This is a genomic window from Dechloromonas sp. CZR5, from assembly GCF_008711155.1.
Taxonomy (GTDB): Bacteria; Pseudomonadota; Gammaproteobacteria; order Burkholderiales; family Rhodocyclaceae; genus Azonexus.
In genome coordinates this window covers 141,745-160,315 of record NZ_VUYQ01000005.1, presented here as the reverse complement: position 1 = coordinate 160,315, position 18,571 = coordinate 141,745, and the positions used below count along the sequence as shown (strand labels likewise).

21 protein-coding genes are annotated in these 18,571 nt (G+C 62.9%); 8 read left to right on the top strand and 13 right to left on the bottom strand.

What is annotated here, in order from left to right:
- From pelG to clsB, 3 genes are read left to right on the top strand one after another with little or no spacing between them, the layout of a single operon-like run.
- Complete coding sequence (gene pelG / locus F1002_RS14535) at nt 1-1,374, top strand: exopolysaccharide Pel transporter PelG (protein WP_150429769.1); 1,374 nt, start codon at nt 1-3, stop codon at nt 1,372-1,374.
- Nucleotides 1,375-1,427: 53 nt separating this feature from the next.
- Nucleotides 1,428-2,180, top strand: coding sequence for an endonuclease/exonuclease/phosphatase family protein (locus F1002_RS14530; RefSeq protein ID WP_150429768.1), 753 nt, complete (start codon nt 1,428-1,430; stop codon nt 2,178-2,180).
- The gene (gene clsB / locus F1002_RS14525; protein ID WP_150429767.1) at nt 2,170-3,354 is read left to right on the top strand and encodes a cardiolipin synthase ClsB; all 1,185 of its coding nucleotides are present in this window, start codon (nt 2,170-2,172) and stop codon (nt 3,352-3,354) included. The genes F1002_RS14530 and clsB overlap by 11 nt, the downstream gene beginning before the upstream one ends.
- On the opposite strand, the gene gluQRS is transcribed toward clsB, so the two are convergent.
- The 13 genes from gluQRS to F1002_RS14460 all read right to left on the bottom strand — a co-directional run bounded on the left by gluQRS (nt 3,344) and on the right by F1002_RS14460 (nt 15,132).
- Nucleotides 3,344-4,246, bottom strand: a complete 903-nt coding sequence (gluQRS, locus tag F1002_RS14520) for a tRNA glutamyl-Q(34) synthetase GluQRS (RefSeq protein WP_150429766.1) — start codon at nt 4,244-4,246, stop codon at nt 3,344-3,346. The genes clsB and gluQRS overlap by 11 nt on opposite strands.
- Before the next feature lie 70 nt (nt 4,247-4,316).
- Nucleotides 4,317-5,768, bottom strand: a complete 1,452-nt coding sequence (locus tag F1002_RS14515) for a radical SAM protein (RefSeq protein WP_150429765.1) — start codon at nt 5,766-5,768, stop codon at nt 4,317-4,319.
- Entirely contained in the window at nt 5,765-6,001 is a 237-nt protein-coding gene (locus tag F1002_RS14510) for a hypothetical protein (protein WP_150429764.1), read from the bottom strand. Before F1002_RS14510 ends, F1002_RS14515 begins: the two co-directional genes overlap by 4 nt.
- 2 nt (nt 6,002-6,003) lie before the next feature.
- Nucleotides 6,004-6,213, bottom strand: coding sequence for a hypothetical protein (locus F1002_RS14505; protein ID WP_150429763.1), 210 nt, complete (start codon nt 6,211-6,213; stop codon nt 6,004-6,006).
- A complete protein-coding gene (locus F1002_RS14500) occupies nt 6,210-6,977 on the bottom strand; it encodes a prolipoprotein diacylglyceryl transferase (RefSeq protein WP_150429762.1) in 768 nt (255 codons plus the stop codon). The genes F1002_RS14505 and F1002_RS14500 overlap by 4 nt, the downstream gene beginning before the upstream one ends.
- Nucleotides 6,978-6,986: 9 nt before the next feature.
- Nucleotides 6,987-7,322 (bottom strand): hypothetical protein, encoded by a 336-nt coding sequence (locus F1002_RS14495; RefSeq protein WP_150429761.1) that lies wholly within the window; start codon nt 7,320-7,322, stop codon nt 6,987-6,989.
- Between the two features lie 9 nt (nt 7,323-7,331).
- Nucleotides 7,332-9,212, bottom strand: a complete 1,881-nt coding sequence (locus tag F1002_RS14490; protein ID WP_150429760.1) for an MFS transporter — start codon at nt 9,210-9,212, stop codon at nt 7,332-7,334.
- On the bottom strand, nt 9,209-10,450 hold the full coding sequence (locus F1002_RS14485) for an amidohydrolase family protein (protein ID WP_150429759.1): 1,242 nt from the start codon (nt 10,448-10,450) through the stop codon (nt 9,209-9,211). The genes F1002_RS14490 and F1002_RS14485 overlap by 4 nt, the downstream gene beginning before the upstream one ends.
- Nucleotides 10,451-11,548 (bottom strand): hypothetical protein, encoded by a 1,098-nt coding sequence (locus F1002_RS14480; protein WP_150429758.1) that lies wholly within the window; start codon nt 11,546-11,548, stop codon nt 10,451-10,453.
- Entirely contained in the window at nt 11,548-12,351 is an 804-nt protein-coding gene (locus tag F1002_RS14475; RefSeq protein WP_255584489.1) for an AMP-binding protein, read from the bottom strand. The genes F1002_RS14480 and F1002_RS14475 overlap by 1 nt, the downstream gene beginning before the upstream one ends.
- A 79-nt stretch (nt 12,352-12,430) precedes the next feature.
- Nucleotides 12,431-13,708, bottom strand: coding sequence for a 1-acyl-sn-glycerol-3-phosphate acyltransferase (locus tag F1002_RS14470; RefSeq protein WP_223879616.1), 1,278 nt, complete (start codon nt 13,706-13,708; stop codon nt 12,431-12,433).
- Complete coding sequence (locus F1002_RS14465) at nt 13,708-14,019, bottom strand: helix-turn-helix transcriptional regulator (protein WP_191090414.1); 312 nt, start codon at nt 14,017-14,019, stop codon at nt 13,708-13,710. The genes F1002_RS14470 and F1002_RS14465 overlap by 1 nt, the downstream gene beginning before the upstream one ends.
- 225 nt (nt 14,020-14,244) lie before the next feature.
- Entirely contained in the window at nt 14,245-15,132 is an 888-nt protein-coding gene (locus F1002_RS14460) for a LysR family transcriptional regulator (RefSeq protein WP_150429756.1), read from the bottom strand.
- A gap of 101 nt (nt 15,133-15,233) precedes the next feature.
- Here F1002_RS14460 and F1002_RS14455 point away from each other — a divergent pair, with 101 nt between their 5' ends.
- Genes F1002_RS14455 through F1002_RS14435 form a run of 5 tightly spaced genes read left to right on the top strand, consistent with a single transcriptional unit; the run spans nt 15,234 to nt 18,545 of the window.
- Entirely contained in the window at nt 15,234-16,100 is an 867-nt protein-coding gene (locus F1002_RS14455) for a pirin family protein (RefSeq protein WP_150429755.1), read from the top strand.
- Nucleotides 16,101-16,137: 37 nt separating this feature from the next.
- Nucleotides 16,138-16,815 carry an isochorismatase family protein gene (locus F1002_RS14450; protein WP_150429754.1) on the top strand — a complete coding sequence of 226 codons (678 nt, stop codon included), beginning with the start codon at nt 16,138-16,140 and terminating at the stop codon, nt 16,813-16,815.
- Nucleotides 16,816-16,837: 22 nt separating this feature from the next.
- On the top strand, nt 16,838-17,464 hold the full coding sequence (ycaC, locus tag F1002_RS14445) for an isochorismate family cysteine hydrolase YcaC (protein ID WP_150429753.1): 627 nt from the start codon (nt 16,838-16,840) through the stop codon (nt 17,462-17,464).
- A 55-nt stretch (nt 17,465-17,519) separates the two neighbouring features.
- The gene (locus F1002_RS14440) at nt 17,520-18,122 is read left to right on the top strand and encodes an FMN-dependent NADH-azoreductase (protein WP_150429752.1); all 603 of its coding nucleotides are present in this window, start codon (nt 17,520-17,522) and stop codon (nt 18,120-18,122) included.
- Nucleotides 18,123-18,134: 12 nt separating this feature from the next.
- A complete protein-coding gene (locus F1002_RS14435; RefSeq protein ID WP_150429751.1) occupies nt 18,135-18,545 on the top strand; it encodes an OsmC family protein in 411 nt (136 codons plus the stop codon).
- The last annotated feature ends 26 nt before the right edge of the window (nt 18,546-18,571 follow it).

Below are 18,571 nucleotides of genomic sequence, written 5' to 3'. Positions count from 1 at the left end.
ATGGCCGGCATCGGCTTCGAACTGCGCCGCCTGCTGCGCAAGAACACCCTGCTCGGCCTGGTCGAGGCCTACGCCTACGCCGGCATCATCAGCTCCGGCCCGTGGGTCTTTTCCATCCTCGGCATTCTCGCCATCGGTCTGATCAGCGCCAGCATCGCCACGCCCTCGTTCACCATCACGCAATTCCAGACCTCGGTGACCTACCTGGTGGCCAGCAGCCTGGTTCTCACCGGACTGGTTCAATTGGCCTTCACCCGCTTCGTGTCGGACCGCCTGTTCGAGAAACGCAGCGACCTGATCATGGCCAACCTGAACGGCCTGATGCTGCTGGTAGTCGCGGCGGCAGCGAGCATCGGCACATTCTGCCTGTTCGTCGTTTTCCCCGGCCTCAGCCTGCTCTACCGTCTGTTGATGCTGGCCGGCTTCGTCATGCTGTGCGCGACCTGGGTGATGACCGTGTTTCTCTCGGGCATGAAGCGCTACCGGGCCATCGTGCTGCTCTTCGCACTGGCTTACGCGGTCATCGTCGGCAGCGCGCTGGCCTTGCGCCCCTACGGCCTGGAAGGCCTGCTCGCCGGCTTCGTCTTCGGGCACCTGATCCTGGTCGGCGGCATGTGGCTGCTGACCATCCGCGACTTCCAGGCCGACCGCGAGGTGCTGCGCTTCGATTTCGCCCGCCGCGAGCTGTGCTATCCGAGCCTGATGCTGATCGGCCTGCTCTACAACCTCGGCGTCTGGGTGGACAAGCTGATGTTCTGGTATTTCCCCGACACCTCCGACCCGGTGATCGGCCACCTCAACGCCTCGGTCATCTACGACCTGCCGGTCTTCCTGTCCTACCTGTCGATCATCCCGGGCATGGCCGTGTTCCTGATCCGCATCGAAACCGACTTCGTCGAATACTACGAACGCTTCTACAACGCGGTACGCAGCGGCGGCTCGCTCGAACTGATCGCCGGCATGCGCGACGAAATGGTCTACTCCATCCAGCAGGGCCTGGGCGAGATCGCCAAGATCCAGACCCTGGCCGTGCTGCTCACCGTCGTCGCCGGCCCGGCCCTGCTCCGCGCGCTGGAGATCAGCGAACTCTACCTGCCGCTGCTTTATGTTCAGGTCATCGGAGCCGGCCTCCAGGTCGGGCTGATGGCGGTGCTCAACGTCTTCTTCTATCTCGACCAGCGGCGCATCGTGCTGCTCCTGTGCGCCGAGTTCGTGCTCCTGAATATCGCGCTGACCGCCCTCTCGCTGGCCTGGGGTCCGGCCTTCTACGGCTACGGATTCGCACTGTCCGTGCTCACCACGCTGATGACCGGGCTGTTCCTGCTTTCCCGCCAGCTGAATCGCCTCGAATACGAAACATTCATGCTGCAATAATCCGCAACGCTTGGTACTCTAGGGTTTCCGATGCCGCCCAGGCCAGAACCCGAATGAGCAGCCTCCACATCACCACCTTCAACATCCACAAGGGCTTTTCGCAGTTCAACCGGCGGATGATGGTGCATGAACTGCGCGACCGGCTGCGCCACCTGAACTCGGATATCGTTTTTTTGCAGGAGGTGCAGGGCCTGCACCTCGGCCATGCCGAGAACCACGACAACTGGCCTGATTCGCCGCAGCACGAGTTTCTCGCCGAAGAAGTCTGGGCGGACTGCGCCTACGGTCGCAACATGATCTACGACCACGGCCATCACGGGAACGCCATCCTTTCCCGCTTTCCCATCCTGCACAGCCATAACCAGGACGTCACCCACCTGCAGTTCGAAAAGCGCGGCCTGTTGCATTGCCAGATCAAGCTCCCCCAGGGGCCGGCCGCCCATTGCGTGTGCGTGCACCTGTCGCTGTTCGGCTATTCCCGCCGCCGGCAAATGGCAGCCTTGGCCGATTACCTAGACGAGACGGCCGACCCGAATGCGCCCTTGATCATCGCCGGCGACTTCAACGACTGGGGTAACCGTGCCGGCGAACACCTGGCCCGGCGGCTCGGCTTGCACGAGGTGTTCAGCGGCCCCAACGGCCGCCCGGCACGCAGTTTCCCGGCCGCAATGCCGATGTTCCGGCTCGACCGCATCTACATCCGCGGCTTCGATGTCCAGCGCACCGAGGTGCACCACGGCCTGCCGTGGTCGAATATCTCCGACCACGCCGCCCTCTCCGCACACCTGTCGAGGCATGGTCGCTGACTTCCTGCCCGGCAACCGGCTGACCCTGCTCAACTCGGGGGCCGACTACTTTCCTGCCCTGCTCGCGGCGTTTGCGGAGGCACAAGTCGAGATCTACCTCGAAAGCTACATCTTCGCCAACGACGAAATCGGCCACGAAGTGGCCAGCGCCCTGTGCCAGGCCGCCGAGCGCGGCGTCCAGGTCAATGTCATCGTGGACGGCTTCGGCGCCCGCAATTTTGCGACGGACTTCATGCCCATGCTGACGTCGGCCGGTGTGCGAGCCTTGTTCTATCGGCCGGAAATCGGTCGCTTCCACTTCAAGCGTCACCGCCTGCGCCGCCTGCATCGCAAGCTGGCCGTGATCGACGCGCGGATCGCCTTCGTCGGTGGCATCAACATCATCGACGACAACAACGCCCCCGAATCGATGCGCCCGCGCTACGACTACGCCGTGCGCATCGAAGGCCCGACCCTCGGCCAGATACACTATGCCGTGCGCCGGATGTGGGAGATCGTCACCTGGGCGAACTTCAAGCGCCGCTTCCGCCTCGCACCGGTAGCCAGCCCTTGCTGCACGATCGCCGGCACGCAGTCGGCCGCCTTCCTGATTCGGGACAATATCCGGCATCGCAACGACATCCTGTACGCTTATATCGACGCCATCGACAGTGCCCGGCATGAAATCCTGATCGCCAACGCCTACTTTCTGCCCGGTGTGCGTTTCGGCCGCGCGCTGTACGCCGCCGCCCGGCGCGGCGTGCGCATCACCGTGCTGCTCCAGGGCAAGAGCGACCATCCTCTAATGCGTTACGCCACGCAGACGCTCTACGCCGAAGCGATGCGGGCCGGCATCCGCATCTTCGAATACGAAAAAAGCTTCATGCACGCCAAGGTGGCGGTCGTGGATGGCGAATGGGCAACGGTCGGCTCATCCAACATCGATCCCTTCAGCCTGCTGCTCGCCAAGGAAGCCAATCTCGCCGTGCGCGACCGCCATTTTGCCGGGGAGATGCGGGACAGCCTGCAGGCCGCCATGGCGGAAGGCGCGCACGAAGTGGCACCGGAAGATATCTCCCGCCAGCCCTGGCACATCCGCCTCAGCCGCTGGCTGGCCTATGCCCTCGTCCGGGCAACCGTCGGCCTGGCCGGCTATGCCCAGCGACACTGGGAAGCGAAGGACGTCAGGGAATGACGATGCTGCGCTGACGCGGCACGGCAGCAAACGACCAGTTCTCCAGCGCCCACGCCCAGACGTCACGCACAGCGGCCGCCGCCAGTTCGGTCGGCGCCGGCTGGCCGAGAAAACGCAGCGCGGCAAGCAGTTCGCCAGGCGCATCCGCCACCTTCAACGGCACCGCCTTCGTCTGCTTGGATAGCTTTTCCCCGGCCGGATTGGCCGCCACCGGCAGATGGGCATAGCTTGGGGTGGAATAGCCAAGGCATCGCTGCAGCCAGATCTGGCGCGGGGTCGACGCCAGCAGATCGGCACCGCGCACGACATCGGTAATCCCCTGCCAGGCATCGTCGACCACCACCGCCAGCTGGTAGGCAAACAGGCCGTCGGCCCGCAGCAGCACGAAATCGCCGACATCGCGCTCCAGCACCTGCGCGATGCGCCCTTGCAAGCGGTCGTCGAAAACCAGCTCCGAGGCATCGACGCGCAACCGCCATGCCCGGGCCAGTCGCCCCGCCGCCAGGCCGGCGCGGCAAGTCCCGGAATAAAGCATGCCGCCATCGATGGCCGGAAGCAACGCCGAATCGGCAATCTCCCGGCGCGAACAGGCACAGCCATAGACCTTGCCCGCCTCTCTCAGGCTGGCGAGCGCCTCGCCATAGACCGCATGACGGCGGCTTTGGTAGGCCACCGCGCCATCCCATTCAAAACCGAAGGCTTCCAGCGTACGCAGAATATCGTCGGCGGCCCCCGGTACATTGCGCGGCGTGTCGACATCCTCCATGCGCACCAGCCATTCGCCGCCCTGTGTGCGGGCATCGAGACAACTGCCAAGCGCGGCGACCAGCGACCCGAAATGCAGGGGGCCGGTTGGCGAAGGGGCGAATCGCCCGCGATAGGGAATCGACAAGGTAGTCCGCGTGGCCGTTAAAAGGCTGCCATTTTAGAGGATCGTCCGGGTTCCGCTGTGACGCGGCACGTCACACATCAGGGATCACCGGAATGACCTTGCGCCGTCGCGCAGTATGGTCGGCGATTTCGGCCTGTATTTCGCGGGTTGTCGTCATCCGATCTCCCCGATAAAACAAGTTGAAGGCCTCGAACGGAATCATCCGCCCGTCCGGCTGCGCGAAGTGCACACAGGACTTCTTCAGTGCCCGCAGATCGAGGTTGGCGGCGTCCATGAATTGCACGATCAGCACGCGGAAGACGTTTTCGTAGGAGAGTTCCGGTGCCGAGATGGCCGGCAGGCAGCAGAGCAGCGCCGACAGGCAGTTGGCTTGCGACTCGGGCGAATGGTTGGTCGAGAAGAGCTTGAAAACGGCCTCCTTCATCGCCGGATCGCGCTCGAAGACGATGGTATTGCGCGGGCCGGCAAGCAGGGCTTCGGGGCCGAGGTGGCGGGTCAGCGGCAGAGCCTCGCCACCCAGCTTGAGGGCATAGCCCATGGCCAGGGTGTCCGGGTTGCAGGGCACGGGGACGATATCGTCGAGCGCGAACAACCCGGACTGTTCGGCGATGCGGCGGCGCACCTCGCTGACCGTCAGGCGATGGCGTTGTGGCTCGAAATCGAGGTTGCGTCCGGCATCCGAAACCGGCTGCAGCGTCACGCCGCGTACGCAGCGGTAGCGCAGGCCGTGCTGGATGACTTCGCCGATCTGGTCGTCATTGACGCCGCGCTTGACGGTCATGACCAGCGTGGTCGAGATGCCGTGCGCCTCCAGGTTGGCAAGGGCGCGATCGTGGATATCGGCCAGGTCGGCGCCGCGCAACTGCTGCAACACCTCGTCGCGCAGCGAATCGAATTGCAGGTAGATCTCGACGCCCGGTTTGTAGCCGGCCAGTCGTTCGACGAACTCCGGCTCGCGGGCGATGCGCAGGCCGTTGGTGTTGATCATCAGGTGGCGGATCGGCCGCGACTTGGCCGCATCGAGAATGGCGAAAAAATCCGGATGCAGCGTCGGTTCGCCGCCGGAAATCTGCACCACGTCAGGCTCCCCCTCGTTGGCGACGACGGTATCGAGCATTGCCTCGACCTCGGCCAACGAACGATGCTGTTGCCGCTCCGGCCCCGATTCCGCATAGCACACTGGGCAGCGCAGGTTGCAGTGTTCGGTGATCTCGACCACCGACAGGCAGGAATGCTGCATGTGGTCCGGACACAGCCCGCAATCGTAGGGGCAGCCGTAGCGCATCTCGGTATTGAAGCGCTCGGGCATTTCCGGATGCTTGACGTAGACCTCGCGGCACAGGCGGTAATACTCGGCGTCGTCGGCGATCAGCACGCGCTCGCTGCCGTGCGCCGGGCACCACTTGTCCAGGAAGACATCATTGCCCTTGATGACCACCTTGGCTTCGACCTGGCGCAGGCAGGTGGTACATACCGAGGCCGTGGTGTCGTAAAAGAGCCAGGGGCGATTCTTGCGGCTCATGGCGATTGCTCCTCGTTGGTCGATGCAGTCCGGGCTGCCGATTTATGCCAGTTGCGGAACACCCACCAGACGGTCAGACCGCCGCCAGCCAGGGCAAGCAGGCCGAGCAGCACGATCCACAGCCCATCCTTGACGCCGGCGCCGATCATCACGCACAGACCGCCGGAGCCAATGGCAAGGAGGCCCGCTGCAATCAGGAAAATCCGGAAAAGTACTTTCAGTATCGTTATCACCGTCATGCGCTCCTGTCGCTGTCCACATCAAGTTTTTGGGCCGGCTTGAAGGTCAGCCAGATGATCGCCGCCCCAAACGCCATCACCAGCCCGCCGATGAGCGAGACCTCGCTCCAGCCATAGGTCGAAACACAACCTCCACCGCCGGTGATCGCCAGCAGGCCGACGATCAGGGCCAGCCCCTTGCCAACCAGGTTGATGAAGCCGTTCATCCCGCCTCCCTTTCCACCGCCACGCCCGACGCCCTCGGCCACTGCCGCCAGACAAGCGGCAGATAGACCGCCAGACCGATCAGGCATACCCACTGGATACCCGACAAGCCGAACGGGTAGGCGTAAGGGACGGGCTTGATGCCATCGACCAGCAGCCGCCAGGCGAGATAGGCGACCAACATCAGCTTGAACAGCAGACCGGATCGAACGGCCAAGCGTTGGCGCATTCCCGCCAACGCCCACCACAGCAGTCCGGCGAACAGGATTTCGTAGAGTTGCGTCGGATGGCGCGGCACGCCGTCGCCGAAATCGATGGCCCACGGCAGGCTGCTCGGATTGCCGAATGTTCCATCCTCCAGCCCGGCCAGGAAGCAGCCGACCCGCCCGATCATCAGGCCGAGCAGCACGGGGAAGACGAAGGCATCGCCGGTCGAATGCCGGATACCGTTGAGCTTCTTGGCGACTTCGACACCGATCAGGCCGCCAAGCAGGCCGCCGACCATCGACTGCCCACCCAGCAGCAGCATCGGCGTATTCCAGTGCTGCACGAACAGGTGCGGCATTTCGATCCAGAACACCGCCTTGTTGCCGATGGCGGCGCCGAAGACGCAGCCGACGGCAACAACGAAGCCCTCGCCGTGCAGGATGCTCCCGCCGCCCCCTTGTTGACGGAGCAGGCGGTAGTAGGCCGCCCCGATAGTCAGCGCCAGCATTTCGAAAAGACCATGCACCAGCGCAGCGTGTTCTTGTGAGATGACGCTCATCAGCAGCACCTAGTATCGACGGCCGGAAAAGACCACGCGCAGCCCCTCGATCAACGCCCGCAGCAGCAATCCAGCCCCGAACAGGCTGCCAAACAACGCACCGAACAGGAACAGGTAATTCGCGTAGTCGCCGTGATGATCTCGGATATAAACAGCCGACCAGACAGCAATACCGCCACAGATTAGCGCGCCGAGCAGGCTCAGCCAGAAGCGGGTGGCGCTGGGCGCCGCCAGCTCACGCTCCCCCTTGCGGCCATTGCGACGCAGTGCGGAGAAGCCGATGGCACCGACGATCAGCACCCCCTCCAGAACCGGCTTTATTGCTTCGAGCGCATGGATGTTCATCGCGTCACCTCACAGGCAATCGCCACGCAAGGCAATGACTTTAGCATGCAGCGATTCCGGGGTGGCCTCATGCGGAGGCACAGGCGCACCGACATGCAATGCAATATCCGAAAAGACACCACGACGGAACGGCCTTTTCATCGCCACGCCATCGACGCGCGAGAAGAAGCTCCCCCACAGGCCCGACAGTGCCATCGGCACCACCGGTACCGGATTGCTTTCGAGGATGCGGCTGACCCCGGGCCGGAAGGTCTGTAGTTCGCCATCGCGCGTGATGCTGCCTTCCGGAAAGATCCCCACCAGATCGCCGTTGGCCAACGCTCTGCCTGCTTCGGCAAAGGCTGCTTCCATCAGCGCCGGGTCTTCCTTGGACGACGCGATGGGAATGGCGCCGCAATGACGGAAGACGAAGCCGAGCAGCGGCGTCTTGAAGATGCGATGATCCATCACGAAACGGATCGGACGCGGCGAAGCCCCCATAATCACCACCGCATCGGCAAAACTGACATGGTTGGCGACCAGTACCGCAGCGCCTTCCTGCGGGATGTTCTCCAACCCGGTAGTGCGCAGGCGATAGACTGCATTGACCAGCAGCCAGGCAATGAAGCGCAGCAGGAATTCCGGCACCAGCCCGTAGATGTAGATCGCCACCACCGCGTTGAGCAGCGCGGCGAGTCCGAACAAGGCTGGCATCGACAGGCCCTCGCCGAGCAGGGTTGCCGCCCCCAGCGCGCCGACGACCATGAACAGTGCGTTGAGGATGTTGTTGGCGGCGATGATGCGCGCCCGGTATTCCGGCGAACTGCGCAGCTGGACCAGCGCATAGAGCGGCACGATGAAGAAGCCGCCGAAGACGCCGAGCATCATCAGGTCGAAGAGCACGCGCCAGACATCGGGAATGCCGAGCAGCGCCATCAGTTCGTGCGGCGTCGTGCCAACCAGGCCGACCGGCGAGGCGAAGTAGAGATCCAGCCCGAACAGCGTCAGGCCGATGGAACCGAAAGGCACCAGGCCGATCTCGACATGCTTGCCGGACATGCGTTCGCAGAGCATGGAACCAACGCCGATACCGACCGTGAAGGTAGCGAGCAGCAAGGTCACCGACGACTCGCCGCCGCCGAGCACGAACCTGGCATAGGCCGGAAACTGGGCGAGGAACATCGCACCGTACAGCCAGAACCACGAGATGCCGAGGATGGACAGGAAGACCGTTCGATTCTCGCGGGCAAAGGCGATGTTGCGCCAGGTTTCCGTCAGCGGGTTGAGATTGACCCTGAGCGTCGGCACCGGTGCCGGCGCAACGGGAATGCCCCGGCTGGTCAGGTAACCGGCCAGGGCCACGACAAAACCGCCAAATGCAATCCAGGCCGGATGCGCCACCGAGCCGGCGAGCAAGCCACCGGCCAGCGTGCCGATCAGGATCGCCACGAAGGTGCCGGCCTCGATCAGCGCATTGCCGCCGACCAGTTCGCCCTCATGCAGGTGCTGCGGCAGGATCGCGTATTTGACCGGCCCGAACAGCGTCGAATGGCACCCGAGCAGGAACAGTGCGACCATCAGCACGGGCAGGCTGGTCAGGAAGAAACCGGCCGCCGCGATGCCCATGATGGCCATTTCCAGAACCTTGACCAGACGGGCCAGCATCGCCTTGTCGTACTTGTCGGCCAGTTGCCCGGCGGTGGCCGAAAACAGGAAAAAAGGCAGGATGAAGATGCCGGCCGCCAGGTTGGCCAGCAGTTCCGGCTTCAGCGTCGTCCAGTGCGCCGCCTGGAAGATGAGCAGTACGACCAGCGCATTCTTGAACAGGTTGTCGTTGAAGGCGCCGAGGAATTGCGTGGCGAAAAAAGGCGCGAAGCGTTTCTGTTTGAGGAGTCCGAATTGTCCGCTCATGCGTGGCTCACAGCAAAAAGGCGACGGGTGTGGAAGACCGCCGGCGAAAAGGAATGGCCCTGCCAGTTGAGCAGGCGTTTCAGCGCAAAATCGAATAGCAGCGGATTGTGCTGGCGCAGGATGTCGAGATCCTTGACCGCGTCCTTGGGCAGCAGGCCTGCCCTCGCCAGCGCTCCCGGGGAGGTCAGCGGCACGACGCCGGGCAGCGGGTAGTCGGAACCGTGCGCCAGACGGTCGTGCAAGTCAGTGCGCTCAAGCAGGGTACGGATCAGCGCCGGCTTGCGGTTGCGCTGGGTGATGGCCGAAATGTCGCCATGCAGCAGTCCCTTGGCGCGCGACTCGGCCATCAACTTGAGAAAGAGATCGAAGCTGCTGCGAACCTTGCCGGCATCATCCAGGTCGTCACCCAAGGAAGCGCAATGCGCGACCACCACCTTCACCCCGGCATCGAGTGCCCGGCGCAGGCGCAGCGGGTTGCCGAAAGCCTGCGTATCGCTGCCCTTGACCGCCTTCTCCTCGCCGCAATGGACAATCAGCGGCGTGCCGGTTTCGGCCAGCACACGGTAGAAGGCGTCGCACTTGGCATCGGCAGGGTCCATGCCCATTGCCGCCGGCAGCCATTTGACGGCGCGCGCGCCGTTGGCGACGGCCAGGCGCAGTTCGTCGGCCGCCCCGGCCCGGTAGGGGTGCAGCGAGGCGACCCACTCGAAGCGTGCCGGGAAATCGCGGGCCAGCTTGGCCGCCCAGGCATTCGGCACGTAGAAGGCCGAGTGCTCGGGGTGCGCGTCGCCCTGCCCGTCGTGGAAACGCTCGAAGGCGAAGAGCATGACCTTGAAGCCCTCCGGCATCGCATCGCACAGGTTGAGCAGGCGGGCGACATAGGCCTGATCGACCTTGCCCGGTGCATCGTGGGCGCAACCGGCATTCATGTAGAACAGGCGCTGGGCGTAATGCAGCGGGTGCAGCCAGCTCGACAATTGCGGCCCGACGACGATGCCGCTGCCGCCGTCGCCCAGGCCGGCGAGATGCACGTGACAATCCCACACCTGCGCCGGCTCGATGCCGGCCCACGCCTGCCGCAACCACGGGCTATCGATCAGGCTGGCCGGAATGGCGACGCGGCACTTGTTGACCAGCAGCGAGCCGGCCGACGCCCAACCTGCCGCCGACAAGGCGGCACCGCCAGCGAGCAGAGAAAGGAAACGGCGGCGGGAGCTTTTGATATTGAGCGAGTCCATTTACTGAGCCTCACCAACCATGCGCACAGACAACCTATCGAACTCAACCATCAGCGGCACGAGCGATACCTGTTGTGTTTCGCCTGTCTCAATATTGAGCAGCCATAGCGAAGTTTGACGATCTCTCTGTGGATCGCTGATATAAGCGGCGTATCGGCTGTCAGGTGCCAGCGCAGAACCACCAAGGAAAGACTTCAACCAAGTCAATCGCGTAAGCTGCTCCCCTCGTTTCAGGAACAGGTCGTAGTTGTAATAACCCTTCTGGATACCGTCCAACTCATTGGTTCTTGAATAAAACAAGACATCGCCGTTTCGGGCGATACTTGGCCCAGAGGCATGTTTCCAACGAGTTGTTAGCCATGGTTCAAGGTGTGGGCGCCCAGAGCCGAAACGAATGATATTGTCTTCACCAAACTGCTCACGATACGCCTTGTAGTTCAGCTCGGAAGCCGTCGTAGCTGTCTCCGGATAGTTACACATCGCACCTTCACCGGAAAAAATAAGATCTCCATTATCTGGCGCGATAAATGGCTTGCTTAGGGCGTAGAAACAGTAATTTGTTGCTCTTGTATCTACGCCCGAGCGTGTATCGAGAACGTGAACATCCCAGCCGGTCGCACGCGGACTGCCACTGAACCAGGTACGCTGTCGATGCGACTGAATGTATGCCACGCTTTTGTTATCGAATGAAAGGCTTGGACCATACTTGTGACTCGGATCATCGGTCAGCCGGCGATAGGTATTGGAATTCAGATCGATCAGGACTATCTGCGGATACGACGTGAAATCACTTTTTCGGAAACGCAACACTCCTGCGAGCAAATTCGGGGCTCCTCCCGCACTCGCGCCGGCGAACAATAATTCATGCTCCGCTGGAACTAGCCGGTAGAACTGCTTACCTTCAATCGAGTAGGCAACCAGATCACATTCCGAACCTTTGCAGTAGTCGAACAACAGAGTATTACTGTCTGCTGAAAACGCGGGGTTCCGAATGCTGATCTCCTCTGAAACCGCTCCCCCTGTGCTGCAAGCCACACTCAGCATGACTCCAAAGGCCAACACTGCCGTTTTTGCCAACAACAGTAGCCGCATATTCATCACACAGCCTCGGCCAAGCGCTTCAAGGTCACGTAATCGACCTTGCCGGTGCCCAGCAGTGGCAACGAGTCGACCTTGTGGATCTTGCGCGGCACGGCCAGTTCCGGCACGCCGATTTCGCGCGCCTTGGCGGCGAGCAGTTCGCGCGTCAGGCCGCCGTCGGTGGTGAACAGCACCAGCGCCTCGCCCTTGGCCGGGTCGGGCTGGCTGGAGGCGGCGTGGGGCAAAGCCGGCGAGGTCGCGGTGGCCAGCTTTTCGACCACTTCCAGGCTGACCATTTCGCCGGCGATCTTGGCGAAACGCTTGACCCGGCCGATGATTTTCACGAAACCGTCCTCGTCCACCTCGACCACATCGCCCGTCTCGTACCAACCCTCGCCCGCATCCGATGCCGGCGGCTGCAGTACGCCGGGCCGGTCGGCCTTGAGGTAGCCGGCCATCACGTTCGGACCGCGCACATGCAGGATGCCGCCATTGGCAATGCCCGGCACCGGCAGCAGTTTGTACTCGATGCCCGGCAGCAGGTTGCCGACGGTCCCCGTCTTGTAGGCCATCGGGGTATTCACCGCCAGCACCGGTGCTGTTTCGGTCGCCCCGTAGCCTTCGAAGATGCGCTGGCCGAATTTCTCGAACCACTGGCTGCGCACGGCTTCCGACAGCTTTTCGGCACCGGCCACGACGTAGCGCAGGCGGTAGAAATCGTACGGATTGGCGAACTTGCCGTAGTTGGCGAGGAAGGTCGAGGTGCCGAACAGGATGGTGCAGCCTCGGTCGTAGGCCAGTTCCGGTAGCCTACCCCCCAAAAAAGCAACTATTCGCTCAAACACCCCGCGCACACGTAGATTACAACAAGTTATGCAACTACTCAACCATGCAACGGTTTCAAAGAGCATCAAGTTCGGACCCCGGAGCTGGCAGAGCTGCCACCCCTAGCGAGCCGCCAGGTGCCCGAATAAGGGCAAGCAGCGCTTCTACCTCGGGTTTCTCGAGAAGCACTTTTTTCGTGCTGGCATGCCGGAGCCGTTCCCGATACAGCACCACCGCAGCATCCTCCGGCGCAGCCGGCAGTTCGAAGCGGCGCGGGAAATGCAGCGCCCACAGCATCAACCATAGCTTGTCGCCGAGGCCGATGCGTTCGCGCACATCCTCCAGATAGACCAGCTGCACATTGGCAAGCCCCGCCAGCTTGTCGGCCAGCTTGGCCTGCTCGACAAAGGCGCGCGAGGTGACGAGGGTCTTCACCTCGGCCGCATCGCAGGCGGCCTGCATGGCCTCGACGCCGGCCGTGTAGTTGAGCATGGCCGGAATACGGCGGCGGGCGCTCAAGCCGAAGATCAGGCCGATGGTCGGCACCAGGTTGGGCAGCAGCAGGCCGATCCGTTCCCCGGACTGCGACAGGCGCTCGATCTGGCGACCCAGCATCAGCGCCATCTTGAGCAGGTCGTTGTACGAATACTCGATCTGCTTGACGTCCTCGAGCAGGCGGCGGCTGCGGCCGTAGATGTCCAGCGCGTCGCACAGCGCGGCATACAGGGTCTGCCGCGGGCGGGAGGCGACGATCATGTCCTGCATCAGGCGACGCATGGCCTCGCCCGACTTGCGCCGGCGCAGCTTGGCCGTGGCCCCCTCCGGCATCGGAAAATGCCGCGCCTGCAGGATGGACAAACGGATTTGCGGAAACAGCTGCTTCGGATGCTTGCCCGACAGGCGCGAGAAATACGTACGCTCGGCCCCTTGCAGGCGCACCGGCACGACCGTTGCTCCTGTCTTGGCGGCGACAAAGGCCGGACCGTCGTACACCTTCATCAGCGAACCGGTCAGCGTGATGCGCCCTTCCGGGAAGATGACCACCGGGCGGCCGGTTTCGATCAGCCGGATAACCTTCTTCATGGCCATCGGGCTGCTCGGATCCACCGCCAGGTAATCGACCTGCGAGAGCAGGATGCGGAACATCCAGCTGCGCGCAATCGTGCTATGCACGACGAACACCGGATCGATGGGCAGGAACAGACCGAGCAGCAGGCCGTCGAGGAAGGACTGGTGGTTGGCGACGACCAGCAGGCGCGCATGATTGAAATCGGCCTGCTGCGCCGTCACTTCGACGCGGAACAGCAGGCGGGCGAGGCCGCGCAACAGCGGTCGCAAAAGAGTGCGGAGCATCAGGTGTGATCCCTTACGTAGTCGAGGACATTGCCGAAGGTTTCACTCAGCGCCTCGCGATTGATCCAGAACCAGACTTCCTTGCCGATCTTCTCGGAAGCCAGCACGCCGGATTCGTGGAGGATCTTCAGGTGGTGCGACACCGTCGACCGGGCCAGCGTCGACACCTCGGCAATCTGCCCGACGTTGAGCCGCTCGCCAGGATCGAAGAGCAGCAGGATGCGCTGCCGGTGCTCGTCGCCCAGCGCAACGAAAATCTTGGACATCGCCTGCCAGGCTGAAGGAATGGCTTGAGAGTAGTCGGATTTCATATCGACGATCTTAGTTATATCGACATGACTTTGTCAACTCCCGATCACCTGATCGCCCCCTGTCTTCCTCCAACCCCGCGTAAACAGAAAGACACCCCATGAATCCCCCCTCTTCGCCGATGACAAGGCCAAACCAGCCGCCAAGGACGCATCCCCTTTCTGCGAAGCAAACCGGCAGGCGTGACCGGATCGGACACCCCCAGCCTGCAACGACCCCGGCGAAACTTACTCCAGCCACCTCCCCAGGACATCGCCGGCAAGGTCAATGAAGGCCCGCAGTTTAGGCGGCATGAAGCGCTGCCTGGGATAGACGAGGTGCACCGGATCGACCTTGGCGTACCAGTCGGGCAACAGGCGCTGCAGGCGCCCCGCTGCACATTCGGCGCGGCACAGGTATTCCGGCAACAGGGCCACCCCCTCGCCGGCCAGTGTCATCGCCCGGATGATTCTGACATCGTTGATCATCACCATTCCGGGCAGTGGAACCGTCAGGCTGCCGCCCGCCCCGCTGAGGGTCCAGCTCTCCTTGCCCAGTGGCGTGAATTGCAGACAACAGTGATGGCGCAAGGCCTGCGGCGAATCCGGGAGCGACATGGATGCCAGGTAATCCGGGCTGGCGAACGGCACCCAGCGAGCCAAACCGACATTTTTCGCGATTAACGTGGAATCCTTCAGACTCCCCGTCCGGATGGCGATATCGACCCCCTCGGCGACCAGATCGACATAACGGCTGACCAGCAGCAGGTCGATCCCAACCAGGGGGAAGCGCCGATGCATCTGTCTGACGATGTCAGCCAGCAGGTCGTCGCCGATATCAGCCGGTGCGGTGACCCGCAGCAAACCCTTGGGTTCGCCGGTCGATTCGGTCACGGCGGCCTCGGCGTCGAGCATGTGCCCGAGACCGGTCGCCGCATGCTGGTAATACAAACTGCCGGCATCGGTCAAGTTCAGGCGGCGCGTCGTGCGTTGCAGCAACGTCACGCCAAGACGCCTCTCCAGCCGGGCAACGCGAGTGCTGACCGTGGAGGTCGGCAAGCCGAGCAGGCGGGCGGCGGCACTGAAACTCCCGGCATCAACGACTTTGACGAATACGGCCGTTTCGTTCAGGTCCATTATTCATTTAATTGAAAAGTTATTTCACATTTAACCATCTAGTGCGGGAATTGTCTGCCCTCTAAAGTACATCCATCAACTCAACTTCACGGAGAGCAGACATGAAAAAACTGGCATTCATCAAGCGCAGCAACGGTAGCCACTGGGTTGGCGACGGCTTCCCGGTCAAGAGCATTTTTTCCTACAGCGACATCGCCGAGGAAATGTCGCCCTTCCTGCTCATGGACTACGCCGGCCCGGCCAACTTCCCCTCGACCACCCGCAAACTCGGTGTCGGCCAGCATCCGCATCGCGGCTTCGAGACGGTGACCATCGTCTATGAAGGCGGTGTATCGCATCGCGATTCGTCAGGCGGTGGCGGCACCATCGGCCCCGGCGACGTGCAGTGGATGACCGCCGCTTCCGGCCTGATTCACGAGGAGTTTCACAGTCCGGCCTTCGCCGAGCAAGGTGGCGTCTTCGAGATGGTCCAGTTGTGGGTCAATCTGCCGGCCCGCGACAAGATGGCCGCCCCCGGCTACCAGGGCATTGCTGCCGGTCAGATTCCGGAAAGCACATTGCCGGGCAATGCCGGTACGGTCCGCATCATCGCCGGCCAACACGGCGACATCCAAGGCCCGGCGCGCAGCTTTACGCCGATGAACGTCTGGGATTTGCGCCTGAAGGCCGGCCACCGGGTCGCCTTCGACCTGCCGGACGGTCATACCACGGCGCTGTTCGTACTGCGCGGTAGCCTGCGTGTCGACGGCAAGCACAACATCCGCAGCGCCGAACTGGCCGTCATGGAGCGTGCCGGCAGCCGCCTGGAGTTCGAGGTTCTCGAAGACGCCACGGTCTTGCTGCTCAACGGCGAGCCGCTCAACGAACCGGTGGTCGGCTACGGGCCGTTCGTGATGAACAGCGAAGCGGAAATCCGCCAGGCGATCGACGATTTCAACAGCGGCCGGTTCGGACAGATCGGCCACTAACCCGCAGCACCTCAACCGCAACGATAGGAGAGACACCATGAGCACCCCCGCCAATTTCGCCAACGCCAAGCCCAGCATCGACCCGTCCAACGCCGTGATGCTGCTGATTGACCACCAGAGCGGCCTGTTCCAGACGGTCGGCGACATGCCGATGCCCGAACTGCGTGCCCGCGCCGCCGCCCTCGCCCGGATGGCGACGCTGGCCGGCATCCCGGTGATCACCACCGCCTCGGTGCCGCAAGGCCCGAACGGCCCGCTGATCCCGGAAATCCACGCCAATGCGCCGCATGCCCAGTACGTGGCACGCAAGGGCGAGATCAACGCCTGGGACAACCCGGATTTCGTCGCCGCCGTCAAGGCCACCGGCAAGAAGCAACTGATCATCGCCGGCACCATCACCAGCGTGTGCATGGCCTTCCCGTCGATCAGCGCGGTGCACGCCGGCTACCAGGTGTTCGCCGTCGTCGATGCCTCCGGCACCTACAGCAAGATGGCGCAGGAAATCACCCTGGCCCGCGTCGTCCAGGCCGGCGTCGTGCCGATGGACACCGCCGCCGTCGCCTCGGAACTGCAACAGACCTGGAACCGCGCCGATGCGCTGGAATGGGCCGAGGTCTACACCAAGATCTTCCCCGCCTACCAGTTGCTGATCGAAAGCTACGGCAAGGCGCAGGAAGTCGTGAAGAACAACGAAGTGCTGGATTCCCAGCGTTAACCCCCCCTGAAGGAGAATCACCATGAGCAAGCCCTACGTCAAACTCGACAAGAACAACGCCGCCGTCCTCCTCGTCGATCACCAGGCCGGCCTGTCCTCCCTGGTCCGCGACATCGACCCGGACAAGTTCCGCAACAACGTGCTGGCGCTGGCCGACCTGGCCAAGTATTTCAAGCTGCCGACCATCCTCACCACCAGCTTCGAGAACGGCCCGAATGGCCCGCTAATGACCGAACTGAAGGAAACTTTCCCGGATGCGCCGTATATCGCCCGCCCCGGCCAGATCAACGCCTGGGATAACGAGGACTTCGTCAAGGCGGTCAAAGCCACCGGCAAGAAGCAGCTGATCGTTGCCGGCATCGTCACCGAGGTCTGCGTCGCCTTCCCGACCCTCTCGGCCCTTGAAGAAGGCTACGAGGTCTTCGTCGTCACCGACGCGTCCGGCACCTTCAACGAGATTACCCGCGATTCCGCCTGGCGCCGCATGGAAGCGGCCGGCGCCCAGCTGATGACCTGGTTCGGCGTCGCCTGCGAATTGCACCGCGACTGGCGCAACGACATCGAGGGGCTAGGCACGCTGTTCGCCAACCACATTCCCGACTATCGCAACCTGATCAACAGCTACACCACCGTCCAGAACGCCAAGTAAGGACCGCAGAGCCCCGTTTGCCCGGGGCTCCCTTTCACACCAAGGAACGAACATCATGCCCAAACTGCTGCAACTCAAGACCAGCCTCTTTGCCAACCAAGGCCAATCCAGCCAGCTGTCCGATGCCTTTGTCACGGCATGGCAGCTCAGCCATCCGGGTTCGATGGTCAGCGTCCGCGACTTGGCCGTCGACCCCGTACCGCACCTCGACGGCACCGGTTTCCAGGCTTTCCTGAGCAAGCCGGAAGAGCGCAGCGCCGCACAGGCTGCCAAGGTTGCCTATTCCGACACGTTGATCGGCGAACTGCAGGCCGCCGACGTACTGGTCATCGGCTTGCCCATGTACAACCTGGGCATCCCCTCGACGCTGAAAGCCTGGATCGATCACGTCGCCCGCGCCGGCGTGACCTTCCGCTATACCGCGAACGGGCCGGAGGGCCTGCTCACCGGCAAGAAAGCCTATGTCTTCGCTACCCGCGGCGGCCGCTATGCCGGCACCGCCTTCGATACGCAAACCGATTTCGTGCGCAATTTCCTCGGTTTCATCGGCATCGCCGAGGTCGAATTCGTTTACGCTGAAGGTCTCAACATGGGCGAGGAAAGCAAGAGCGCCGGGCTGGCTGGTGCCCATGCCGAACTGGCCCGCATGCTTGCATGAAGGAGAAAAGCGATGTCGACGACACCCACCGTCAAAGCTAGGCTCGAAGAAACGCCTTACATCGTCAGCTTCAGTGACGACCTCGGCCATGCCTGGACCGCCGACGAACCCCTCGAAGCCGGTGGCGGCAACACGGCGCCGACGCCCGACCGACTGATCCTGGCAAGCCTCGGCGCATGCACGGCGATCACCCTGAAGATGGTCGCCGCCCGTCGCCACTGGCCGCTGACGGGGATCGAGGTTGAACTGCAACTCAATCCCGCCGGAAAACCCGAGGCCGGCAACGACATCGTGCGCCGGATCGCCATGCATGGCGAACTCGATGTCGAGCAGCAGGCGCAGCTGCTGAAAATCGCCAACGCCTGTCCAATGCACAAACTGCTGACCGGCGAAGTTCGCATCCACAGCGAGCTTGCCGGCTGAGGCCGCGGCGAAGGCGGTGGGTCGAT

Bases quoted from the DNA above. Each gene is read 5' to 3' on its own strand.
- pelG (WP_150429769.1), top strand. From the start codon at position 1: ATGGCCGGCATCGGCTTCGAACTGCGCCGCCTGCTGCGCAAGAACACC.
- F1002_RS14530 (WP_150429768.1), top strand. From the start codon at position 1,428: ATGAGCAGCCTCCACATCACCACCTTCAACATCCACAAGGGCTTTTCG.
- clsB (WP_150429767.1), top strand. From the start codon at position 2,170: ATGGTCGCTGACTTCCTGCCCGGCAACCGGCTGACCCTGCTCAACTCG.
- F1002_RS14515 (WP_150429765.1), bottom strand. From the start codon at position 5,768: ATGAGCCGCAAGAATCGCCCCTGGCTCTTTTACGACACCACGGCCTCG.
- F1002_RS14505 (WP_150429763.1), bottom strand. From the start codon at position 6,213: ATGAACGGCTTCATCAACCTGGTTGGCAAGGGGCTGGCCCTGATCGTC.
- F1002_RS14500 (WP_150429762.1), bottom strand. From the start codon at position 6,977: ATGAGCGTCATCTCACAAGAACACGCTGCGCTGGTGCATGGTCTTTTC.
- F1002_RS14495 (WP_150429761.1), bottom strand. From the start codon at position 7,322: ATGAACATCCATGCGCTCGAAGCAATAAAGCCGGTTCTGGAGGGGGTG.
- F1002_RS14490 (WP_150429760.1), bottom strand. From the start codon at position 9,212: ATGAGCGGACAATTCGGACTCCTCAAACAGAAACGCTTCGCGCCTTTT.
- F1002_RS14485 (WP_150429759.1), bottom strand. From the start codon at position 10,450: ATGGACTCGCTCAATATCAAAAGCTCCCGCCGCCGTTTCCTTTCTCTG.
- F1002_RS14480 (WP_150429758.1), bottom strand. From the start codon at position 11,548: ATGAATATGCGGCTACTGTTGTTGGCAAAAACGGCAGTGTTGGCCTTT.
- F1002_RS14470 (WP_223879616.1), bottom strand. From the start codon at position 13,708: ATGCTCCGCACTCTTTTGCGACCGCTGTTGCGCGGCCTCGCCCGCCTG.
- F1002_RS14465 (WP_191090414.1), bottom strand. From the start codon at position 14,019: ATGAAATCCGACTACTCTCAAGCCATTCCTTCAGCCTGGCAGGCGATG.
- F1002_RS14460 (WP_150429756.1), bottom strand. From the start codon at position 15,132: ATGGACCTGAACGAAACGGCCGTATTCGTCAAAGTCGTTGATGCCGGG.
- F1002_RS14455 (WP_150429755.1), top strand. From the start codon at position 15,234: ATGAAAAAACTGGCATTCATCAAGCGCAGCAACGGTAGCCACTGGGTT.
- F1002_RS14450 (WP_150429754.1), top strand. From the start codon at position 16,138: ATGAGCACCCCCGCCAATTTCGCCAACGCCAAGCCCAGCATCGACCCG.
- ycaC (WP_150429753.1), top strand. From the start codon at position 16,838: ATGAGCAAGCCCTACGTCAAACTCGACAAGAACAACGCCGCCGTCCTC.
- F1002_RS14440 (WP_150429752.1), top strand. From the start codon at position 17,520: ATGCCCAAACTGCTGCAACTCAAGACCAGCCTCTTTGCCAACCAAGGC.
- F1002_RS14435 (WP_150429751.1), top strand. From the start codon at position 18,135: ATGTCGACGACACCCACCGTCAAAGCTAGGCTCGAAGAAACGCCTTAC.